Source organism: Pseudomonas sp. 3MAES_34.3B (genome assembly GCF_058145875.1).
On record NZ_CM176960.1, the window covers coordinates 3,955,789 to 3,975,094 of the forward strand.

Annotated in this window: 15 protein-coding genes and 1 pseudogene; 4 read left to right on the forward strand and 12 right to left on the reverse strand. The window is 62.8% G+C overall.

Translation table 11 applies throughout. The features are described 5' to 3' along the window. Window positions 1-28 precede the first annotated feature (28 nt). From rpsA to mtnA, 7 genes and pseudogenes are all read right to left on the reverse strand, one after another. A complete protein-coding gene (gene rpsA / locus AC3Z8Y_RS17540; protein ID WP_181119963.1) occupies window positions 29-1,711 on the reverse strand; it encodes a 30S ribosomal protein S1 in 1,683 nt (560 codons plus the stop codon). 135 nt (window positions 1,712-1,846) lie between these two features. Beyond that, a complete protein-coding gene (gene cmk / locus AC3Z8Y_RS17545; RefSeq protein ID WP_490086902.1) occupies window positions 1,847-2,533 on the reverse strand; it encodes a (d)CMP kinase in 687 nt (228 codons plus the stop codon). Window positions 2,534-2,789: 256 nt separating this feature from the next. Beyond that, window positions 2,790-3,695, reverse strand: a pseudogene (locus tag AC3Z8Y_RS17550) (prephenate dehydrogenase/arogenate dehydrogenase family protein); the annotation flags it as partial. A gap of 90 nt (window positions 3,696-3,785) precedes the next feature. Then, a complete protein-coding gene (gene pheA, locus AC3Z8Y_RS17555; protein ID WP_181111582.1) occupies window positions 3,786-4,880 on the reverse strand; it encodes a prephenate dehydratase in 1,095 nt (364 codons plus the stop codon). After that, on the reverse strand, window positions 4,880-5,962 hold the full coding sequence (gene serC, locus AC3Z8Y_RS17560) for a 3-phosphoserine/phosphohydroxythreonine transaminase (RefSeq protein WP_490086903.1): 1,083 nt from the start codon (window positions 5,960-5,962) through the stop codon (window positions 4,880-4,882). The genes pheA and serC overlap by 1 nt, the downstream gene beginning before the upstream one ends. A gap of 120 nt (window positions 5,963-6,082) precedes the next feature. Further along, window positions 6,083-8,758, reverse strand: coding sequence for a DNA gyrase subunit A (gene gyrA / locus AC3Z8Y_RS17565; RefSeq protein WP_181111580.1), 2,676 nt, complete (start codon window positions 8,756-8,758; stop codon window positions 6,083-6,085). Between the two features lie 350 nt (window positions 8,759-9,108). Further along, a complete protein-coding gene (gene mtnA / locus AC3Z8Y_RS17570) occupies window positions 9,109-10,185 on the reverse strand; it encodes an S-methyl-5-thioribose-1-phosphate isomerase (protein ID WP_490086904.1) in 1,077 nt (358 codons plus the stop codon). 103 nt (window positions 10,186-10,288) lie between these two features. Here mtnA and AC3Z8Y_RS17575 point away from each other — a divergent pair, with 103 nt between their 5' ends. Genes AC3Z8Y_RS17575 through AC3Z8Y_RS17590 form a run of 4 tightly spaced genes read left to right on the forward strand, consistent with a single transcriptional unit; the run spans window position 10,289 to window position 13,812 of the window. Then, entirely contained in the window at window positions 10,289-11,620 is a 1,332-nt protein-coding gene (locus AC3Z8Y_RS17575) for a TRZ/ATZ family hydrolase (RefSeq protein ID WP_490086905.1), read from the forward strand. Between the two features lie 47 nt (window positions 11,621-11,667). Beyond that, window positions 11,668-12,366 carry a bifunctional 2-polyprenyl-6-hydroxyphenol methylase/3-demethylubiquinol 3-O-methyltransferase UbiG gene (gene ubiG / locus AC3Z8Y_RS17580; protein WP_181111577.1) on the forward strand — a complete coding sequence of 233 codons (699 nt, stop codon included), beginning with the start codon at window positions 11,668-11,670 and terminating at the stop codon, window positions 12,364-12,366. Window positions 12,367-12,368: 2 nt separating this feature from the next. Continuing rightward, window positions 12,369-13,040 (forward strand): N-acetylmuramic acid 6-phosphate phosphatase MupP, encoded by a 672-nt coding sequence (gene mupP / locus AC3Z8Y_RS17585; RefSeq protein WP_490086906.1) that lies wholly within the window; start codon window positions 12,369-12,371, stop codon window positions 13,038-13,040. A gap of 31 nt (window positions 13,041-13,071) precedes the next feature. Beyond that, entirely contained in the window at window positions 13,072-13,812 is a 741-nt protein-coding gene (locus AC3Z8Y_RS17590) for a YciK family oxidoreductase (protein WP_490086907.1), read from the forward strand. A 60-nt stretch (window positions 13,813-13,872) separates the two neighbouring features. Here the strand turns inward: AC3Z8Y_RS17590 and AC3Z8Y_RS17595 are convergent, their stop codons facing one another. The 5 genes from AC3Z8Y_RS17595 to AC3Z8Y_RS17615 all read right to left on the reverse strand — a co-directional run bounded on the left by AC3Z8Y_RS17595 (window position 13,873) and on the right by AC3Z8Y_RS17615 (window position 19,301). Then, entirely contained in the window at window positions 13,873-14,664 is a 792-nt protein-coding gene (locus AC3Z8Y_RS17595; protein ID WP_490086908.1) for an iron-containing redox enzyme family protein, read from the reverse strand. A 51-nt stretch (window positions 14,665-14,715) separates the two neighbouring features. After that, window positions 14,716-17,157, reverse strand: coding sequence for an EAL domain-containing protein (locus AC3Z8Y_RS17600; protein WP_490086909.1), 2,442 nt, complete (start codon window positions 17,155-17,157; stop codon window positions 14,716-14,718). 151 nt (window positions 17,158-17,308) lie between these two features. Beyond that, the gene (locus tag AC3Z8Y_RS17605; RefSeq protein WP_490086910.1) at window positions 17,309-17,941 is read right to left on the reverse strand and encodes a DsbA family protein; all 633 of its coding nucleotides are present in this window, start codon (window positions 17,939-17,941) and stop codon (window positions 17,309-17,311) included. Window positions 17,942-17,944: 3 nt separating this feature from the next. Next, window positions 17,945-18,883: an oxygen-dependent tRNA uridine(34) hydroxylase TrhO gene (trhO, locus tag AC3Z8Y_RS17610; RefSeq protein WP_490086911.1), complete on the reverse strand. Its 939-nt coding sequence runs from the start codon at window positions 18,881-18,883 to the stop codon at window positions 17,945-17,947. A 124-nt stretch (window positions 18,884-19,007) separates the two neighbouring features. Further along, window positions 19,008-19,301: a BolA family protein gene (locus AC3Z8Y_RS17615; RefSeq protein ID WP_181119981.1), complete on the reverse strand. Its 294-nt coding sequence runs from the start codon at window positions 19,299-19,301 to the stop codon at window positions 19,008-19,010. Window positions 19,302-19,306 lie beyond the last annotated feature (5 nt).

Below are 19,306 nucleotides of genomic sequence, written 5' to 3' on the forward strand. Positions count from 1 at the left end.
ACCCCTTTTTTTCAACGGTAGACAGAACTCAGTTCTGCTTTTCCATTTGAGCGCGGAGCAGATCACCCAAGGTGGTCGGACCGGCGCTTTCCGAAGCTGGCTTGTCGCGCAGGCTTTGGATGGCTTCTTTCTCGTCTTCAACGTCTTTCGATTTGATCGACAGTTGGATAACACGAGATTTGCGGTCGACGCTGATGATCTTGGCTTCGACTTCTTCGCCTTCTTTCAGAACGTTGCGCGCGTCTTCAACGCGGTCACGGCTGATTTCGGAGGCTTTCAGGGTAGCTTCGATGTCATCGGCCAGGGTGATTACAGCGCCCTTGGCGTCAACTTCTTTAACGATACCGCGGACAATGGCGCCCTTGTCGTTAACTGCAACGAAGTTGGAGAACGGATCGTCTTCCAGCTGTTTGATACCCAGCGAGATGCGCTCGCGCTCAGGATCAACGGACAGGATAACGGTTTCCAGCTCGTCGCCCTTCTTGAAGCGGCGAACAGCTTCTTCACCGGCTTCGTTCCAGGAAATGTCGGACAGGTGAACCAGACCGTCGATGCCGCCGTCCAGGCCGATGAAGATACCGAAGTCGGTGATCGACTTGATGGTACCGCTGATGCGATCGCCCTTGTTGAACTGGCCAGAGAAGTCTTCCCATGGGTTGGACTTGCACTGCTTGATGCCCAGGGAGATACGACGACGCTCTTCGTCGATGTCCAGAACCATGACTTCCACTTCGTCGCCAACCTGAACGACTTTCGACGGGTGGATGTTCTTGTTGGTCCAGTCCATTTCGGAAACGTGCACCAGGCCTTCCACGCCTTCTTCCAGCTCTGCGAAGCAGCCGTAGTCGGTCAGGTTGGTAACGCGTGCGTTCACGCGGGTGCCTTCCGGGTAGCGAGCCTTGATAGCAACCCATGGGTCTTCGCCCAGTTGCTTCAGGCCCAGCGATACGCGGTTACGCTCGCGATCGTACTTCAGAACCTTGACGTCGATCTCGTCGCCAACATTGACGATCTCGGAAGGATGCTTGATGCGCTTCCAGGCCATGTCGGTGATGTGCAGCAGACCGTCCACGCCACCCAGGTCGACGAATGCGCCGTAGTCGGTGAGGTTCTTGACGATACCCTTGACCTGCTGGCCTTCCTGCAGCGATTCCAGCAGCGCTTCGCGCTCGGCGCTGTTCTCGGCTTCCAGGACGCTACGACGGGAAACGACAACGTTGTTGCGCTTCTGGTCCAGCTTGATGACCTTGAACTCGAGCTCTTTGCCTTCGAGGTGAGTGGTGTCGCGCACTGGGCGCACGTCGACCAGGGAACCCGGCAGGAACGCACGGATGCCGTTGACGTCGACAGTGAAACCACCCTTGACCTTGCCGTTGATGACGCCCTTGACCACTTCTTCGGCAGCGAAGGCAGCTTCCAGAACGATCCAGCACTCGGCGCGCTTGGCTTTTTCACGGGACAGCTTGGTTTCGCCAAAGCCATCTTCCACCGCGTCCAGCGCGACGTGAACTTCGTCACCGACCTTGATGGTCAGCTCGCCAGCTTCGTTGAAGAACTGCTCGAGCGGGATGACGCCCTCGGACTTCAGGCCAGCGTGTACAGTCACCCAGTCGCCGTCGATATCGACAACGGTACCGGTGATGATGGCGCCAGGCTGAAGATTGAGGGTTTTCAGGCTTTCTTCAAAAAGTTCTGCAAAGCTTTCGCTCATTTTAATTCCTGTAGATTGAGCCGGAGACCGGCCCACAACCACGATCCAGTTAACGTGGGCTGCGTTCAAGTAAAGGAAAGCCTTCCGGGGTAGCGGCCATCGCCGCTTACGCTGGAACCCCGTGAGCCTTCCGGGTCAGGCGAGATCGCGTTGTGCGACCTCGCTCATGATTCGATCAAGCACCTGTTCGATGGACAACTCGGTGGAATCGAGCTGTATGGCGTCGGCGGCCGGCTTGAGCGGGGCCACCGCGCGTTGGGTGTCGCGCTCGTCGCGCACACGTATCTCATCCAACAGACTCGCCAGACTAACATCATCGCCCTGGGCCTTCAACTGCAAGTAGCGGCGTCGGGCACGCTCCTCCGCGCTGGCGGTGAGAAAAATCTTCAGCGGCGCGTCAGGGAATACCACGGTTCCCATGTCGCGCCCGTCGGCGATCAGGCCTGGCTGGTCGCGGAATGCCTTCTGCCGCTCGAGCAACGCCTCGCGCACGGCGGGAATGGCGGCAACCTGTGAAGCGCCGGCACCGACCTGCTCGTTGCGAATGGCCTGGGACACATCATCCCCTTCAAGGATGATGCGGTCCAGCCGATGATCCGTCGCCGCGACGAATTGCACGTCAAGGTGCCTGGCCAGCACCACCAGGGCCGCTTCGTTGCTCAGGGCCACCCCGTGATTGCCGGCGGCGAAGGCCAGCAAGCGGTAGAGGGCGCCGGAATCGAGCAACTTCCAGCCGAGCTTTTCAGCCAGCTTGCTGGCAACAGTGCCTTTGCCCGAGCCGCTTGGGCCGTCGATGGTGATGACCGGAGCTTGAAAATTCACAACGTTCCCTCTTTTGACGCCTGCATTCCCGTGCGCGTGGCGCCCGAGGAATACGCAAATGAAATGGTGGTTGCCCGACCGCTACCGCTGCTGCGGCGCATGATACCCGATCTGTGTTGCGAGAAAATTCTGCAGGGGCACCTCAAACCGGTAGGAAGCGGGCGAAAGCTCGCGAATGGGTTGCCCTTTTCGCGAGCTTCGCCCGCTTCCTACAGGGAAAAATGCGTTATTCGGCACCCTGGTAGGGTTTGGCCTTGGCGCGCTTGGCGAGGATTTCGCCGAAGTGTTCACGTGCCGCGCGCGCCTGGGTGAACGTGCGCAGGAGCTCTTCGCTGTCGCGCCGGTCCACGGCTTCGCGCAGGGCGTCCAGGTCTGCCCGGTAGATGTCCAGCTGGCGCAACACGGCGTCACGGTTGGCGAGGAAGATGTCGTGCCACATCACCGGATCGCTGCCCGCAATACGAGTGAAGTCACGGAAACCGCCAGCGGCGTAGCGGAAGATCTCCAGGCTTTCGTCGCGCCGGGCCAGTGAGTCCACCAGGTTGAACGCCAGCAGGTGCGGCAGGTGGCTGGTGGCAGCCAGCACTTCATCGTGGCGGTCCACAGCCATGTGCTCCACATCAGCCCCAAGCGCTCGCCATAACGCGTCCACTACGGCCAGCGCGGCGGGCTCGGTTTCGGCCAAGGGTGTGAGAATGACCTTGTGGCGCTGGAATAACGCACTGTTGGAGGCCTCTACCCCGCTCTGCTCCGACCCTGCGATGGGGTGGCCCGGCACCAGCCGGTGAAGCCTGGCAGGCATTGCCGCCCGGGCGGCCTGAACGATGCTGCCTTTGGCGCTACCCACATCGGTGATGATCGCATTGCCCAGGTCGAGCTCGGCGAGCATGCCAAGCACACGCTCCACCGCCAGGATCGGCACCGCCAGTTGAATCACATCAGCGCCGATGCAGGCATCAGCCAACGCCGCCACGCAACGATCGGTCACGCCCAGTGCCACGGCGCGCTCTCGCGAGGTGGCATTGAGGTCCACGCCTACTACTTCGGCGCACAGGCCGCTCTCACGCAACCCTTTGGCGAAGGAGCCGCCGATCAAGCCCAGGCCTACTACCACCAGGCGACCGATGAGCGGCGCAGCGCCGTTGGAGTGTTCATTCAACATGAGGAGGTCCGGGAAGCCTTGGCCGCGGCGGCAACCGCCGCGTACCGGGTTAAACACTGCGGCCTTCGCAAGGCCGCGGGCACGGAGGGCTTAGAGCACAGCCTTGGGATACGAGCCGAGAATTTTCAGCGCCACGGACTCATTGCTGATCTGCTCCAGCACTGCCTTGATCAACGGGTCGCGGTGATGGCCCACGAAGTCGATGAAGAACACATACGTCCACTTGCCGCTACGTGACGGGCGGGTTTCGATCCGGGTGAGGTCGATGTTGTTCTCGTGGAACGGCATCAACAGCTCATGCAGCGCACCAGGCTTGTTCTGCATCGACACGATGATGGACGTTTTGTCATCACCGGTGGGCGGCACTTCCTGGCTACCGATGATCAGGAAGCGAGTGGAGTTGTCGGGGCGGTCCTCGATCTTCTCGGCCAGCCGGTCCAGCCCATACAGGCTGGCCGCCATGTCGCCGGCGATGGCGGCGGAATTCCACTCACCCTTCACCCGCTTGGCGGCCTCGGCGTTGCTCGAGACGGCGATGCGCTCCACGTTGGGGTAGTGCGCGTCCAGCCACTTGCGGCACTGCGCCAAGGACTGGGCGTGGGAGTAGATACGCGAAATGCTGTCGGTCTTGGTGTTGCTGCCGATCAGCAAATGGTGGTGAATGCGCAGCTCCACTTCGCCGCAGATCACCATGTCGTGTTCGAGGAAGCTGTCGAGGGTGTGGTTGACCGCACCCTCGGTGGAGTTCTCCACGGGCACCACGCCGAAGTTCACGGCGCCGGCCACCACTTCGCGAAACACCTCGTCGATGGCCGCCATGGGCTGGCTGATCACCGCGTGGCCGAAGTGCTTCATTGCAGCGGCCTGGGTGAAGGTGCCTTCGGGGCCCAGGTACGCTACTTTCAGCGGCTGCTCGAGCGCCAGGCAGGTGGACATGATTTCGCGGAACAACCGCGCCATCTCTTCGTCACCCAGCGGGCCCTGGTTGCGATCCATCACCCGCTTGAGCACTTGAGCTTCACGCTCAGGGCGATAGAACACCGGGGCTTCCCCCTCGCCCAGCGCTTCCATTTTCACTCGCGCCACTTCCTGGGCACAGCGGGCGCGGTCGCTGATCAGTTCGAGAATCTTCTCGTCAAGGCTGTCGATGCGCAGGCGCAGCGCCTTCAGTTCCTGATCAGACATCAGCCATTTTCCTTCTCGAACTCAGCCATGTAGGCCACCAGCGCGTCGACCGCGTCCAGGCCCAGGGCATTGTAGATGGAGGCGCGCATGCCACCCACCGAGCGGTGGCCCTTGAGGTTCAGCAGGCCACGGGCGTCGGCGCCAGCGAGGAAGGCCGCGTCCAGGCGCTCGTCCGCCAGGCGGAACGGCACGTTCATCCAGGAGCGCGACGCCAGCGCGATGGGGTTGCTGTAGAAATCGCTGCCGTCGATGAAGCCGTAGAGGCGATCCTTCTTTTCGCGGTTGCGCTGTTCCATGGCCGGCACGCCGCCCTGCTCTTTCAGCCACTCGAACACCAGGCCCGAGAGGTACCAGGAGTAAGTGGCGGGCGTGTTGTACATCGAGCCGTTATCCGCGGCGACCTTGTAGTTGAGCATGGTCGGGCAGCTGGCGCGTGCGTTGCCGAGCAGGTCTTCGCGAATGATCACCACCACCAGCCCGCTGGGGCCGATGTTCTTCTGCGCGCCGGCGTAGATCATCCCGTAGTCGGCAACGTTGATTGGCCGCGACAGGATGTCCGAGGACATGTCCACCACCAGTGGCGCATCGGTTTTCGGCACCCACTGGAATTGCAAACCGCCGATGGTTTCGTTGCTGGCGTAGTGAACGTAGGCAGCGTTGTCGCTCAGCTGCCACTCGGCCTGTGCAGGCAGGTCGAGGAAATCGAGGCTTTTGGCGCTGGCGGCGACGTTGATGGTGCCGTAGCGGCGCGCTTCGTCGACGGCCTTGCCGGACCAGATGCCGGTATTGATGTAGTCGGCCACACCGCCTTCAGGCAGCAGGTTCAGCGGAATTTCCGCGAACTGCTGGCTGGCGCCGCCTTGCAGGAAGAGCACTTTGTAGTTGGAAGGGATGGACAGCAGGTCGCGCAGGTCCTGCTCGGCCTTGTGCGCAACGGCTTGATAGTCGTCGCTGCGGTGGCTCATTTCCATCACGGAAAGGCCCTTGCCATGCCAGTCGAGCATCTCCGCCTGGGCGCGCTTCAGAACGGCTTCAGGAAGCGCGGCAGGGCCCGCGCAGAAGTTAAAGGCTCGGTTGCTCACATCCAGTCTCGCTCTACAAAGGGCTGATTGTCTTTGCCGGTTCGGGTACAACAAGCGCCTTGCGCGGCGCTCGGCGTGCTTGTTGTACTGAACCCATCTTCCACGTGTACCTGTTGCCTGTCACTCTTCGTCGAGCGGCTCGTCGCCGGTATCGCCCAGGGTCTCGGCCGGGGTTTCAACGCCGTCTTCCGGCGCCTCGATCAGCTCCTCGACCATGCTCTGTGCGAGTGCATCCTCGCTCTCGAAGATTTCGACTTCTTCCTCGGACGGCTCCTGCACCCGCTCCAGGCCCACGAGTTTCTCGTCGGTGGCCAGCTTGATCAGGGTAACCCCTTGGGTGTTGCGGCCCAGGCTGGACACTTCGCCCACGCGGGTACGCACCAGGGTGCCCTGGTCGGAGATGAGCATGATTTCCTCACCTTCCAGTACCTGCACGGCGCCCACCAGGCGGCCGTTGCGATCGTTGCTCACCATGGCGATCACGCCCTGGCCACCGCGGTTGTACTGCGGGAACTCGGCGATGGCGGTGCGCTTGCCGTAGCCACGCTCCGACGCGGTGAGGATCTGGCTGCCCTCCTCCGGAATGATCATGGAGATCAGGCGCTGGCCTTCACCCAGGCGCATGCCGCGAACACCGCGGGCGGTACGGCCCATGGGGCGCACGTCGCCTTCGTTGAAGCGGGTGACCTTGCCGGCATCGGAGAACAGCATCACCTCGCGCTCGCCGTCGGTGATGGCCGCGGAGATCAGTACATCGCCTTCGTCCAGCTCCAGCGCGATCAGGCCAACGCTGCGCTGACGGCTGAATTGCGGCAGCGGCACTTTCTTCACGGTACCGTTGGCGGTGGCCATGAAGATGAAGTGGCCCTCCGTGTATTCCTCTACCGGCAGCATGGTGGTGATGTACTCACCCTCGCCCAGCGGCAGCAGGTTCACCAGCGGGCGGCCACGCGCGGCGCGGGAGGCTTCGGGGATTTCATAGGTTTTGAGCCAGTACACCTTGCCCTTGCTCGAGAACAGCATGAGCGTGGTGTGGCTGTTCGCGACCAGCAGGTGCGAGATGTAGTCTTCGTCCTTCACACCAGTGGCGGACTTGCCCTTGCCACCGCGACGCTGGGCCTGATAGGCAGCCAGCGGCTGGGTTTTCGCGTAGCCACCATGGGAGATGGTGACCACACGGTGCTCTTCGGGGATCATGTCGCCGAGGGTGAGGTCCAGGCGCGCATCGAGGATTTCGGTGCGGCGAACGTCGCCGTATTCGGAACGGATAAGCTCGAGCTCTTCGCGGATCACTTCCATCAGGCGCTCGGCGCTGCTGAGGATGCGGATGAGCTCGCCGATCTGGTTGAGAATTTCCTGGTACTCGGCCAGCAGCTTCTCGTGCTCCAGGCCGGTGAGGCGGTGCAGGCGCAGGTCGAGGATCGCCTGGGCCTGTTCGGGCGACAGGAAATACTTGCCGTCGCGCATGCCGTATTGCGGATCGAGGTTCTCGGGGCGGCAGGCGTCGGCGCCGGCGCGCTCGACCATGGTCATCACCGCTGAGGATTCCCACCCGGTGGACACCAGGGCTTCCTTGGCTTCGGACGGGGTAGGCGACGCCTTGATCATGGCGATGACCGGGTCGATGTTGCTCAGCGCAACGGCCTGGCCTTCGAGGATGTGGCCACGCTCACGCGCCTTGCGCAGCTCGTACACGGTACGGCGGGTAACCACTTCGCGGCGGTGACGCACGAACGCTTCGAGCAGGTCCTTGAGGTTCAGCAGGCGCGGGCGGCCATCAATCAGGGCCACGATGTTGATGCCGAACACCGCTTGCAGCTGGGTTTGCGCGTAGAGGTTATTGAGGATCACCTCCGGCACTTCGCCGCGGCGCAGCTCGATCACAACGCGCATGCCGTCCTTGTCGGACTCGTCACGCAGTTCGGTGATGCCTTCGAGTTTCTTTTCCTTCACCAGCTCGGCGATCTTCTCGATCAACCGGGCCTTGTTCAACTGGTACGGAAGCTCGGTGACCACGATCTGCTGGCGGCCACCGACCTTGTCGATGTCTTCCACCGTGGAACGGGCGCGCATGTAGATGCGGCCACGGCCGGTGCGGTAGGCCTCGATGATCCCCTGGCGGCCATTGATGATGGCGGCAGTGGGGAAATCCGGACCCGGGATGTGCTGCATCAGCTCGTCGATGGTCACATCCGGGTTGTCGATCAGCGCCAGGCAGCCGTCGATCACTTCACCCAGGTTGTGCGGCGGAATGTTGGTGGCCATGCCAACCGCGATACCGCTAGAGCCGTTGACCAGCAGGTTGGGAATGCGCGTGGGCATTACCGCCGGGATCTGCTCGGTGCCGTCGTAGTTGGGCACCCAGTCGACGGTTTCCTTGTGCAGGTCGGCCAGCAGCTCGTGAGCCAGCTTGGTCATGCGTACTTCGGTGTAACGCATGGCCGCCGCGTTGTCGCCGTCCACCGAACCGAAGTTGCCTTGGCCATCTACCAGCAGGTAGCGCAGCGAGAACGGCTGCGCCATGCGCACGATGGTGTCGTAGACGGCGGTGTCGCCGTGGGGGTGGTACTTACCGATGACGTCACCGACCACACGGGCCGACTTCTTGTAGGGCTTGTTCCAGTCGTTGCCGAGTTCGCTCATGGCAAAGAGAACCCGCCGATGCACTGGCTTCAAGCCATCGCGGGCGTCGGGCAATGCACGCCCCACGATTACGCTCATGGCGTAGTCGAGGTACGACTGCCGGAGCTCGTCTTCGATATTGACCGGTAGGATTTCTTTGGCCAGTTCGCCCATGAGAAGCCTGATTCCTTATGTAATGAAACTCAGCCGGGCCCGCTACGGCCCGTGACACACCTGACGACTTGCGTCTCATAAAAACCGGGGCGGCGCTTCATGAAAAGGCCAGCCTCTGAACCGCCGGATGTTACCACAGAGCGCGTGTGAGGCCTATCCTGATGTGGGCTTTGGAGGAGAAGGCAGGCCACATAAAACCGCTCACAGCCCACCGTAGGAAGCGGGCTAGTGTGGGACCGGGTGAAACCCGGGAATTTCCGGTTATTCACCAGTCTGTGCAGTGCCTGGGGATACCTGTTTCCCGGGCTCCGCCCAGTCCCACAATTTGCCGCAGCGCCCATAGGGAAGGTTCAATGCAGGCGCTTGCGGCACATAAGTTGGTTCATCTTGGCGGTGTCGGGCCGTTCGACGATGCCTTTCTCGGTCACGATCACGTCGATGAGGTCGGCGGGGGTAACGTCGAACACGGGGTTGAAGGCATCGACGTCAGCACCGAAACGGGTGCCGCCTACTTCGAGCAGCTCACTGCCGGCGCGCTCCTCGATCGGGATGTCGTCGCCGCTTTCCAGCGACATGTCGATGGTGGAGCTGGGCGCGACCACCATGAAGCGCACGCCGTGATGCATGGCGTTTACCGCCAGCTGATAGGTGCCGATCTTGTTGGCCACATCGCCGTTGGCGGTGATGCGGTCCGCGCCCACGATCACCCAGGTAATGCCCTTGGTTTTCATGATGTGCGCGGCGGCGGAATCTGCGTTCAGCGAAACCGGAATGCCTTCGTTGGCCAGCTCCCAGGCGGTCAGCCGCGAGCCTTGCAACCAGGGCCGGGTTTCGTCCGCGTACACGCGCTCGACCATGCCTTCGAGCCAGGCGGCACGAATCACCCCCAGCGCAGTACCGAAGCCACCGGTGGCCAGCGCGCCTGTGTTGCAGTGGGTAAGCAAGGCCTGGACGTTGCCCTGATGCTTGCGAATGAGGTCCACGCCCAGCTGCGCCATGGTGAGGTTGGCTTCGCGGTCGCTTTCGTGAATGTTCACAGCTTCGGTTTCCAGGGCGGCCACCGGGGCCTCGCCTTCGCGCAGCCGCGCCATGCGCTCGCGCATGCGGTTCAGCGCCCAGAAGAGGTTGACCGCGGTGGGCCGTGAATCGGTCAGCAGCGCGATGTCGGCGGCCACGGCGGCTTGCCAGTCGCCACCTGCGGCCGTACGCCGGGCCGCTGACAGCACCACGCCATAGGCCGCGGCGATGCCGATTGCTGGCGCCCCGCGTACCACCATGCTGCGAATGGCCTCGGCCACCCCGGCGGCATCGTCGTAGCGCAGCCAGGTTTCGGAAGCAGGCAGCAAGCGCTGGTCCAGAAGAAACAGGGCCCCATCGCGCCAGTCGATCGCCTTTACCTTCTCTGCTGCCAAAAGACGATCGCGCATGCCCCACCCCACTCAAGCGTTCAAAACCGCCGATTATACCGCTCCCCCGGGAAACACGCTCGGGTATACTTCGGCAACTCATTCCTCTTATCGGAAGGCCTCCATGCCCCAAGCCCCCACACTCGACCTTTTGTTGCTGCCCACCTGGCTGGTGCCGGTGGAGCCAGCGGGTGTGGTGTTCAAGGATTACGCGCTGGGCATCCGCGACGGTGTGATCGAATTCATCGGCCCCCGCGCCGACGGCCTGGCCCGTTCTGCGCTGCAAGTGCGCGAACTGCCGGACTGCCTGCTGGCCCCCGGCATGGTCAATGCCCACGGCCACGCCGCCATGAGCCTGTTCCGCGGGCTGGCCGACGACCTCCCCCTGATGAGCTGGCTGCAGGATCATATCTGGCCGGCAGAAGGCCGCTGGGTAGACGAAGCCTTCATCCGCGACGGGCTGGACCTGGCCATTGCCGAGCAGATCAAGGGCGGCATCACTTGCTTTGCCGACATGTACTTCTTCCCCAAGGTGGCTGCCGACCGGGTACACGAAGCCGGTGTGCGGGCGCAGATCGCCATCCCGGTGCTGGATTTCCCCGTACCGGGCGCGCGAGACACCGACGAAGCCTTGCGCGAAGGTATCGCGCTGTTCGACGAACTGCGTGAGCACCCGCGCATCAGCCTGGCGTTCGGCCCGCATGCACCCTACACCGTGGGTGATGAAAACCTGGAGAAGGTACGGGTGCTGGCCAACCAGCTCGACGCGCCCGTTCATATGCACGTGCATGAAACCGCCCACGAGGTGCAGGAGGCGGTGGAGAAAACCGGTGAACGGCCACTCGCCCGCCTGGCGCGCCTGGGCCTGCTGGGCCCGCGCTTCCAGGCGGTGCACATGACCCAGATCGACGAGAGTGACCTGGCGCTGCTGGTAGAGAACAACTGCAGCGTGGTGCATTGCCCTGAGTCCAACCTCAAGCTGGCCAGCGGCTTCTGCCCGGTGGAGCGTTTGTGGCAGGCGGGCGTGAATGTGGCCGTGGGCACCGATGGCGCGGCCAGCAACAATGACCTGGACCTGCTGTCCGAAACCCGCACCGCAGCGCTGCTGGCCAAGGCGGTCTCCGGTTCGGCCACGGCGGTAGATGCCCATCGTGCCCTGCGCATGGCCACCCTCAACGGCGCCCGCGCCCTGGGGCTGGACGCCTGCATCGGCTCGCTGGAAGTGGGCAAGGCCGCAGACGTTGTAGCCTTCGACTTCTCTGGCCTGGCCTTGCAGCCGGTGTATCACCCGGTATCTCAACTTATTTATGCCGCGAGCCGCGAGTGCGTAAAGCACGTATGGGTCGCGGGCAAACCTTTGCTGGAAAACGGCCAGCTCACAGGCTTCGACGAGGCAGCGCTCATCGCGCAGGCCCGCGCCTGGGGCGAGCGCATTGGCGCCGCCGATGCCCGCTGAACCCTCCCGGCCAGCCACCCTTTTTCATCTTTATTCAAGGACCGCCCATGAGTAACGTCGACCACGCTGAAATCGCCAAATTCGAAGCCTTGGCTCACCGCTGGTGGGACCGGGAAAGCGAATTCAAGCCGTTGCACGAGATCAACCCGCTGCGGGTGAACTGGATCGACGAACGCGCGCACCTGGCCGGCAAGAAGGTGCTGGACGTGGGCTGCGGCGGCGGCATCCTCAGCGAGGCCATGGCCTTGCGTGGTGCCACCGTGACCGGCATCGACATGGGCGAAGCGCCCCTGGCCGTGGCACGTCTGCACCAGCTCGAATCCGGTGTAGAAGTGGACTACCGGCAGATCACCGCCGAGGCCCTGGCCGAGGAAGCCCCTGGTGCCTATGACGTGGTGACCTGCCTGGAAATGCTCGAGCACGTGCCAGACCCCTCCTCGGTGATCCAGGCCTGCGCGCGCATGGTCAAGCCCGGCGGCCAGGTGTTTTTCTCCACCATCAACCGCAACCCCAAGGCCTACCTGTTCGCCATCGTGGGCGCGGAATACATCATGAAGCTGCTGCCACGCGGCACCCATGATTTCAAGAAATTCATCCGCCCTTCCGAACTGGGCAGCTGGGCCCGCGCCGCCGACCTGCGGGTACGGGACATGGTGGGCCTGACCTACAATCCATTGACCAAGCATTACAAGCTGGCCTCGGATGTGGACGTGAACTACATGATCCAGACCGTACGGGAGGGTTGAACATGCGCCTGGACGCCGTGCTGTTCGACATGGACGGTACCCTGCTGGATACCGCCCCCGATTTCATCGCCGTGTGCCAGGCCATGCTGGCCGAGCGCAACCTGCCGGCGGTCAACGATCAACTGATCCGCGACGTGGTGTCCGGTGGCGCTCGCGCCATGGTCAGCGCGACCTTCGCGCTGTCGCCCGAGGCCACGGAATTCGAAGCGCTGCGCCTGGAGTTTCTCGAGCGCTACCAGCAGGCATGCGCGGTGCATACCCGGCTTTACGACGGCATGGCCGAGTTGCTGGCAGACATCGAAAAGGCCGGGCTGATCTGGGGCGTGGTCACCAACAAGCCGGTGCGGTTCGCCGAGCCGATCATGCAGCAGCTGAACCTGGCCGAGCGGTCCCGTGTGCTCATTTGCCCTGACCACGTGACCCGCAGCAAGCCAGACCCGGAGCCGCTGATACTCGCCTGCAAAACCCTGGGCGTGGACCCGTCCCGGGTGCTGTTCGTGGGTGATGACCTGCGGGATATCGAGTCGGGGCGAGACGCGGGCACTAAAACGGCGGCAGTGCGTTACGGCTATATTCATCCCCATGACAATCCCAATCACTGGGGCGCGGATGTGGTCGTGAGCCACCCCCAAGAGCTGCGTGAAGTGCTGGACCGCGCGCTCTGCGGCTGCTGACCTTACCCCGCCCGCGGCAAGGAGACGCGCGATGTTCGATTATCAGGCACCCCCGAACCTGCTGGCTGACCGGGTAATCCTGGTCACCGGTGCCGGCCGCGGCATCGGCGCGGCGGCCGCACAGGCGTATGCCAGGCATGGCGCGCAGGTCATTCTTTTAGGTAAAACCCGCTCCCATCTCGAGAACGTGGCCCTGCGCATTCGCCATGCCGGCCATGGCACGCCGATGGTGTATACGCTGGACCTGGAAACCGCGAGAACGGCGGATTACGAACAGCTGGAAGTGGCGATCGAAAAGCAGTTCGACCGCCTGGATGGATTGCTCCACAACGCCTCGATCCTGGGGCCGCGGGCCAGCCTGGACGAAATACCCGACGCCGATTTCATCCAGGTGATGCAGGTGAACGTCAACGCGACCTTCATGCTCACCCGGGCCATGCTGCCGCTGCTGCACCGCTCCAAGGACGCCTCGGTGATATTCACCTCCAGCAGCGTGGGCCGTAAAGGCCGCGCACAGTGGGGGGCGTATGCCGTGTCCAAGTTCGCCACGGAAGGCCTGATGCAAACCCTGGCGGATGAATCCGATGGCAGCTCGCTGATCCGCGCCAACAGCCTGAACCCGGGAGGCACCCGCACCGACATGCGCGCCCAGGCCTACCCCACCGAAGACCCTAGCCGCAACCCTACGCCGGAAGAGATCATGCCGGCGTACCTGTACCTGATGGGGCCTGACAGCGCCGGCGTGAATGGCCAGGCGCTGGATGCGAGGTAACGCGCTTATTCGCGAGCTCCGCCTTGCGGCTGCGCCCGGCTCCCACCAGGTTCGGTACGGTTACACCACCGCTTCGGGCTCGCGGCGCACGGCCTTGTGCTCCAGCTCCATGCAACGCTCCAGGAACAGGAACATGTAGTCGTAGCTCTTGCAGATGGCCTTGCGCAGGTCGTTCTGCAGGGCCTGGGGCGGGTTGTTGCCGGCCAGGGTGCAGATGATCTCCAGCGCTTCCCACGGGTGGGCGTCGTCGTACTGGGCGTGCATTTTCAGCCACTTCATGGCGCGCTTGCGGGCTTCTTCCGGGAACGCATTGGCGTACACGTCGCTGGAACACACCACCGCGGACCACTCACCGGTGGCACCTTCGATAGCGTAGTTGGTGGCCGCCATGGCGATCACCAGCGGGTCGGTAGCGCAGGTTTGCCAGCACCAGTGGCTCAGGGACTGTAGCTCTGGCGGCACTTTTTGTGCCTGCAGGTCTTCCAGGCTCACGCCATGGGCGGCGCACCAGTTTACCCAGTAGTCGGCATGGTTGAGTTCCACGCGAATGTTGCGCATAAGCCAACGGCGGGCCATGTCTTCGCCCGGGTGGCGGCCGAAGCGGGTTTTGGTGAGGTTCTGGGCCATGTACAGGGAGAACTGCTCAACCACCGGCCAGCCGCCGATGAGGTACTGCCGCATGGTCGCGGCGCTGAGCTTGTTATCACGCATCCGCTGGTAAAGCTCATGCTGCACCACGCGCCGTTTGGCAATGCTGCAATCGCGCAACAATTGCTGGGCCCATGCCGGGTAGCTACTGGCCTCCATCAGTGGCCCGGTGCGGGTGAAACCTGAGTCTGCTACATCATTCATCGACAACTTCCTTTCTGTTGGTGAAAAACTACCGCATGCATCCACAACGATTCACGGCGTAACACGGGCCTTTGCCGCGGTCCTGAGGCTTTCGCAGGTAAACAAGCGAGGGCGCTCGATCAGGTAACCCTGGGCGTAATCCACCCCTATCTCCATCAAGGCCTGCTCGATCAAGGGCGTTTCAACGAACTCGGCGATGGTGCGCTTGCCCATCACATGGCCGATGTGATTGATCACTTCCACCATTGCCCGATTGATCGGGTCGTCCAGCATGTCCTTCACGAAGCTGCCGTCGATCTTGAGGAAATCCACCGGCAAATGCTTGAGGTAGGCGAAAGACGACATACCGGCACAGAAATCATCGAGCGAGAACAGGCAACCCAGTGCTTTGAGTTCATTGATGAAACGGATGGCGCTGCCGAGATTGGAAATGGCGCTGGTTTCAGTGATTTCGAAGCAGATCAAATGCGGCGCAATGGCGAACCGCCGGAATTGTTCGCGCAGATAATCAAGGAAATCGTCGTCCCCGATACTGATCCCGGACAAGTTAATGGCACATACGGCCAACGGTTCGTCGCCTCCCTGATCCATGGCCTGGCGAATGATCCCGAACACGCTCTTTACCACCCACCGGTCCAGGGCCGTCATCAGGCCGTAGCGCTCCGCCGCGGGAATAAAGGTGTCTGGCAGGATCATTCGCCCGCTCTCGTCGTGCAGGCGCAGCAGGATCTCCACATGCCGCGCGTGGCCTGCACCGCGGTGCTCGTTGCCCAACAAGGCGATTTCCTGCGCGTAGAGGGTGAAGCGGTCCTCTTCAAGCGCCAGCCGCAACCGTTGTATCCAGGCCATTTCCCCGAAGCGTGTGGACACCTCGGAATCGTCCGCGTGGTACACCTGTACCCGGTTACGGCCTTTTTCCTTGGCCATGTAGCAGGCCATGTCCGCGGCGCGCAGAGAAAGCTCCAGGGTGGCCGGCAGCAGGTTGAGGTGCACCAGGCCAATGCTCACCGAGGTCATGAAGGGCCGGCCCTTCCACACGAAGTGCAGGCTGTGCACGCTTTCGCGCAGGTATTCGGCGATGCGCTCGGCCTGCTCGGGCGGGCAGTCCTCCAGCAGCACACCGAATTCGTCGCCACCCAGGCGCGCCAGGGTATCGGTTTCGCGCAGGCCGGAGGCCAGCACGGCACAAATGTGCCGCAGCAGCTCATCCCCCGCCGCGTGGCCGCAGGTATCATTCACCAGCTTGAACTGATCCAGGTCCAGGAACATCAGCGAGTGACGGCCCTTGCCACTGGCCATGCGGGTGAGGGCCTGTTCCAGCCGCAGCTCGAACTCACGGCGGTTGGCCAAACCGGTCAAGGCGTCATGGCTGGCCTGCCAGGACAGGTTGGCGATGTATTGCCGCTCCTGGGTCATGTCGTGCAGCACCAGCACCGCGCCGCTGATCCGCCCCTCAGTGCGAATAGGCGCGCCTACCAGGGTTACCGAGACCGTGCTGCCATCCAACCGCTGGATCAACTTGGCATGCTCGCTGCCGCCCTTGAGCTGCCCACCCAGGATGCGCTCGATCAGGGTGAAGCTGTCCTGCTCGGCGTTTTCGTCCAGCAGGTTGAACAGCGCCGCCAGGGGCAAGCCCGCCGCCTGCTCGGCTTTCCAATGGGTGAGCTGCTCGGCCGCCGGGTTCATGTAGGCAATGGCGCCGGTCACGTCCGTGGCGATCACCCCGTCGCCGATAGACGCCAGGGTCACCTGGGCGCGTTCCTTCTCCAGCTGCAGCGCGGCGGCCATGTTATGGCGCTGGATGAGCAGCTTGCGGGTGATCCACAACGCCAGGCCGATCAGTACGAAGGCGGTGATCAAGTTGGTGGCGATCAACAGCCGCTGGAGTACCCGCGACCCCTCGCCCAACGCATCGCTGAATGCCTTGGCCGCGGGGGTCACGGCATCGTTGAGGGCCACGATTTCACCCTTCCAGCGCGTCATGTCTGCGTCGGACGCAGTACCCGCCTCTATTGCCCCATGCATCTGGGTGGCGATGCTGTCGAGCTGGTCGAGGTAGCGGTCGCCAATGGTCCAGAGGTCTATGGCGCGGGAGAAGTAGGAAATGTGACGGAAATTGAGGAACAGCCAGATCACACCGTCGAAGTCATCCGGGTGCGTGCCGCCCTGCAGCAAGCCACGTCGGGCCTGGTCCACATCCGGGTGCGGCTGGTCCAGGGCAAAGCGCAGGTCGCGGCTGCCTTCCGGCACGGCCATGGCCGCGCGGTATTTGTCGAACACCTGCTCGTCGCGGTTATCGGCGTACAGGCTAAGGTAGAAAATGGCGTCTTTCTGGCCCTTGGACCACAGGCTCTCGCCCGCGACGTAACCGCGCACGGCCGACAAGGCATAGAGGCTGATACAACCGAGCAATGCCAGAAGCAGCACAACGGCGATGAATGGCCAGGCAATGCTGATGAGTCTTGGCGTTTCGAGCGTCCGATTCTGCTTCATGTGATCCTTTACAACGCAGAGCCGGGACACACGCGAACCACGTCCCGGCACACATTCAGCGCACCGCGGCCAGCACTGACAGCACCTGCGGCCTTGCTACACCTTAATCCGTGCCCAGGCCGCGCCCGGGGGCGAAGCGACACCGGGGGGACTATAGCGCGGTGGCACGTTCTAGCCAACGTGCCAGCAAGGGCGCCAGTTCCTCCAGTGGCTGGTAGCCATTAGTGAGCAAAGCGAACTGCCGATCGCGTTCGGCAAGCAGTGTGGGAAAGCCAGAGATACCCAACGAATGTGACCAGCTGAAGTCGGCCTGGGTGGCCTGAGCAGTGGCGGCCAGGTCGAAGGTTTCAGCGAAACGGATACGCGAGACGCCGGCGGCTTCGGCCACATCCACAAGGGTGGCGGTGCGGGTCACGTCCTCACCATCGCGATAGAACGCCTGGGCGATACCTCTGGCCATCGGCCAGGCCAGTTGTTCATCGATCCGCCGCACGGCGACCACGGCCCGGCAGGCGGGCTCGGTGTCGTACACAAACCCCGGCGGCATTGCCCCTTCGAAGCGAAAGGGCTGCCCGGTCGTTGCCTCTACACTATGCCAGTGCTCGAGAATGCGCCCACGGGTACCGCTGTCGAGCGCCGTCTGGCCAGTGCGCAGGCCGCCAAGCACCAGGCGGGTATGAATTCCAGCCTCTGCCGCCTGGTCGATGAGCGCCTGCACGGTAGGGGCAAAGCCCCAGCACCAGGAACACAGCGGGTCCATCACATATACCAGACGGCTGGACATGGCTCAGGCCTCGGTTGTTTTGCGGTAGTTGTAGCCGATAGGGTGGGGTTGGTTACGCGCCTTGGCCAGCTCGATCTGCTTCTGCCGGTCGATGGCGCTGCGGCGGGTTTTCTCGCTCAGGCTGTCCCAGCAATGGCCACAACTGATACCGGGCGCATAGTGCGGGGATTGGCGATCCTCGGCGCTGATCGGCATACGACAGGCGTGGCACTGATCATAGTCGCCTTCGGTCAGGTCGTGACGCACCGTTACGCGATTATCGAAAACAAAGCAGTCGCCCTGCCACTTGCTTTCTTCCTGAGGCACTTCTTCGAGGTATTTGAGGATGCCGCCCTTGAGGTGGTACACCTCTTCGAACCCCTCGCCCAGCATGTAACTGGAGGCCTTTTCACAGCGGATACCGCCGGTGCAGAACATCGCTACCTTTTTATGGCGGGCCGGGTCGAAGTGAGCCTTGATGTACTCCGGGAACTCGCGGAAGGTTTCGGTCTTCGGGTCGACGGCGCCCTCGAAGGTGCCGATGGCCACTTCGTAGTCGTTGCGGGTGTCGATCAACAGCACTTCAGGGTCGCTGATCAGGGCGTTCCAGTCCTGCGGCTCCACGTAGGTGCCCACGCGCGTGTTCGGGTTCACGCCTGGCACGCCCAGGGTGACGATTTCTTTCTTGAGCTTGACCTTGGTGCGGTAGAACGGCTGCTCGTCGCAGTACGATTCCTTGTGGTCCACATCAACCAGGCGAGGATCGCTGCGCAGCCAGGCCAGCAGGTTATCGATGGCACCGCGTGTGCCCGACACCGTGCCGTTGATGCCTTCGTCGGCCAGCAACAGGGTGCCTTTGATGTCGTTGTCCAGCAGCACCTTGAGCAGGGGCTCGCGCAGCTCGACGTAGTCTTCGAGGGTGACGAACTTGTATAGCGCCGCCACGACGATAGGGTGGGTCATCTTTGCTTCTCCAGGTGGTCGCCCTCGCAAAGGGCGGACCAGGCAGGTCACGAATACGCGCGCCGGGCAGGCCCGGGCGGCGCGCATTCTAGCAAAGGGACAAGCGCCTGTGTGTTGCCGCGGATCAATGCCCGCCCGCGCACACCGGCGAGGCCGGCGCCACGCCCTGTGCCGCCCACTCCTCAGGGGTGTAGGTGTGCAAGGCCAGCGCATGGAACTCGCCCATCAGCTCGCCCAGCGTGCCGTACACCAATTGGTGGCGCTTCACGCTGTTGAGCCCCTGGAAACGCTCGCTCACCACCACGGCCTTGTAGTGGGTTTGCTGGCCACGGCTGTGCATGTGGCTTTCATCCAACACTTGCAGGTGCTGCGGCTGCAACAGGCCCAACGTGTGCTCGATGCGGGTTTGCATGGTCATGGCGG

What these genes read in the sequence shown, in the direction of transcription:
- mtnA (WP_490086904.1), bottom strand. Translation starts at nt 10,185, where the DNA reads ATGCGCGATCGTCTTTTGGCAGCAGAGAAGGTAAAGGCGATCGACTGG.
- mupP (WP_490086906.1), top strand. Translation starts at nt 12,369, where the DNA reads ATGCGCCTGGACGCCGTGCTGTTCGACATGGACGGTACCCTGCTGGAT.
- pheA (WP_181111582.1), bottom strand. Translation starts at nt 4,880, where the DNA reads ATGTCTGATCAGGAACTGAAGGCGCTGCGCCTGCGCATCGACAGCCTT.
- AC3Z8Y_RS17575 (WP_490086905.1), top strand. Translation starts at nt 10,289, where the DNA reads ATGCCCCAAGCCCCCACACTCGACCTTTTGTTGCTGCCCACCTGGCTG.
- AC3Z8Y_RS17600 (WP_490086909.1), bottom strand. Translation starts at nt 17,157, where the DNA reads ATGAAGCAGAATCGGACGCTCGAAACGCCAAGACTCATCAGCATTGCC.
- AC3Z8Y_RS17590 (WP_490086907.1), top strand. Translation starts at nt 13,072, where the DNA reads ATGTTCGATTATCAGGCACCCCCGAACCTGCTGGCTGACCGGGTAATC.
- ubiG (WP_181111577.1), top strand. Translation starts at nt 11,668, where the DNA reads ATGAGTAACGTCGACCACGCTGAAATCGCCAAATTCGAAGCCTTGGCT.
- gyrA (WP_181111580.1), bottom strand. Translation starts at nt 8,758, where the DNA reads ATGGGCGAACTGGCCAAAGAAATCCTACCGGTCAATATCGAAGACGAG.
- rpsA (WP_181119963.1), bottom strand. Translation starts at nt 1,711, where the DNA reads ATGAGCGAAAGCTTTGCAGAACTTTTTGAAGAAAGCCTGAAAACCCTC.
- AC3Z8Y_RS17615 (WP_181119981.1), bottom strand. Translation starts at nt 19,301, where the DNA reads ATGACCATGCAAACCCGCATCGAGCACACGTTGGGCCTGTTGCAGCCG.
- AC3Z8Y_RS17595 (WP_490086908.1), bottom strand. Translation starts at nt 14,664, where the DNA reads ATGAATGATGTAGCAGACTCAGGTTTCACCCGCACCGGGCCACTGATG.
- trhO (WP_490086911.1), bottom strand. Translation starts at nt 18,883, where the DNA reads ATGACCCACCCTATCGTCGTGGCGGCGCTATACAAGTTCGTCACCCTC.
- AC3Z8Y_RS17605 (WP_490086910.1), bottom strand. Translation starts at nt 17,941, where the DNA reads ATGTCCAGCCGTCTGGTATATGTGATGGACCCGCTGTGTTCCTGGTGC.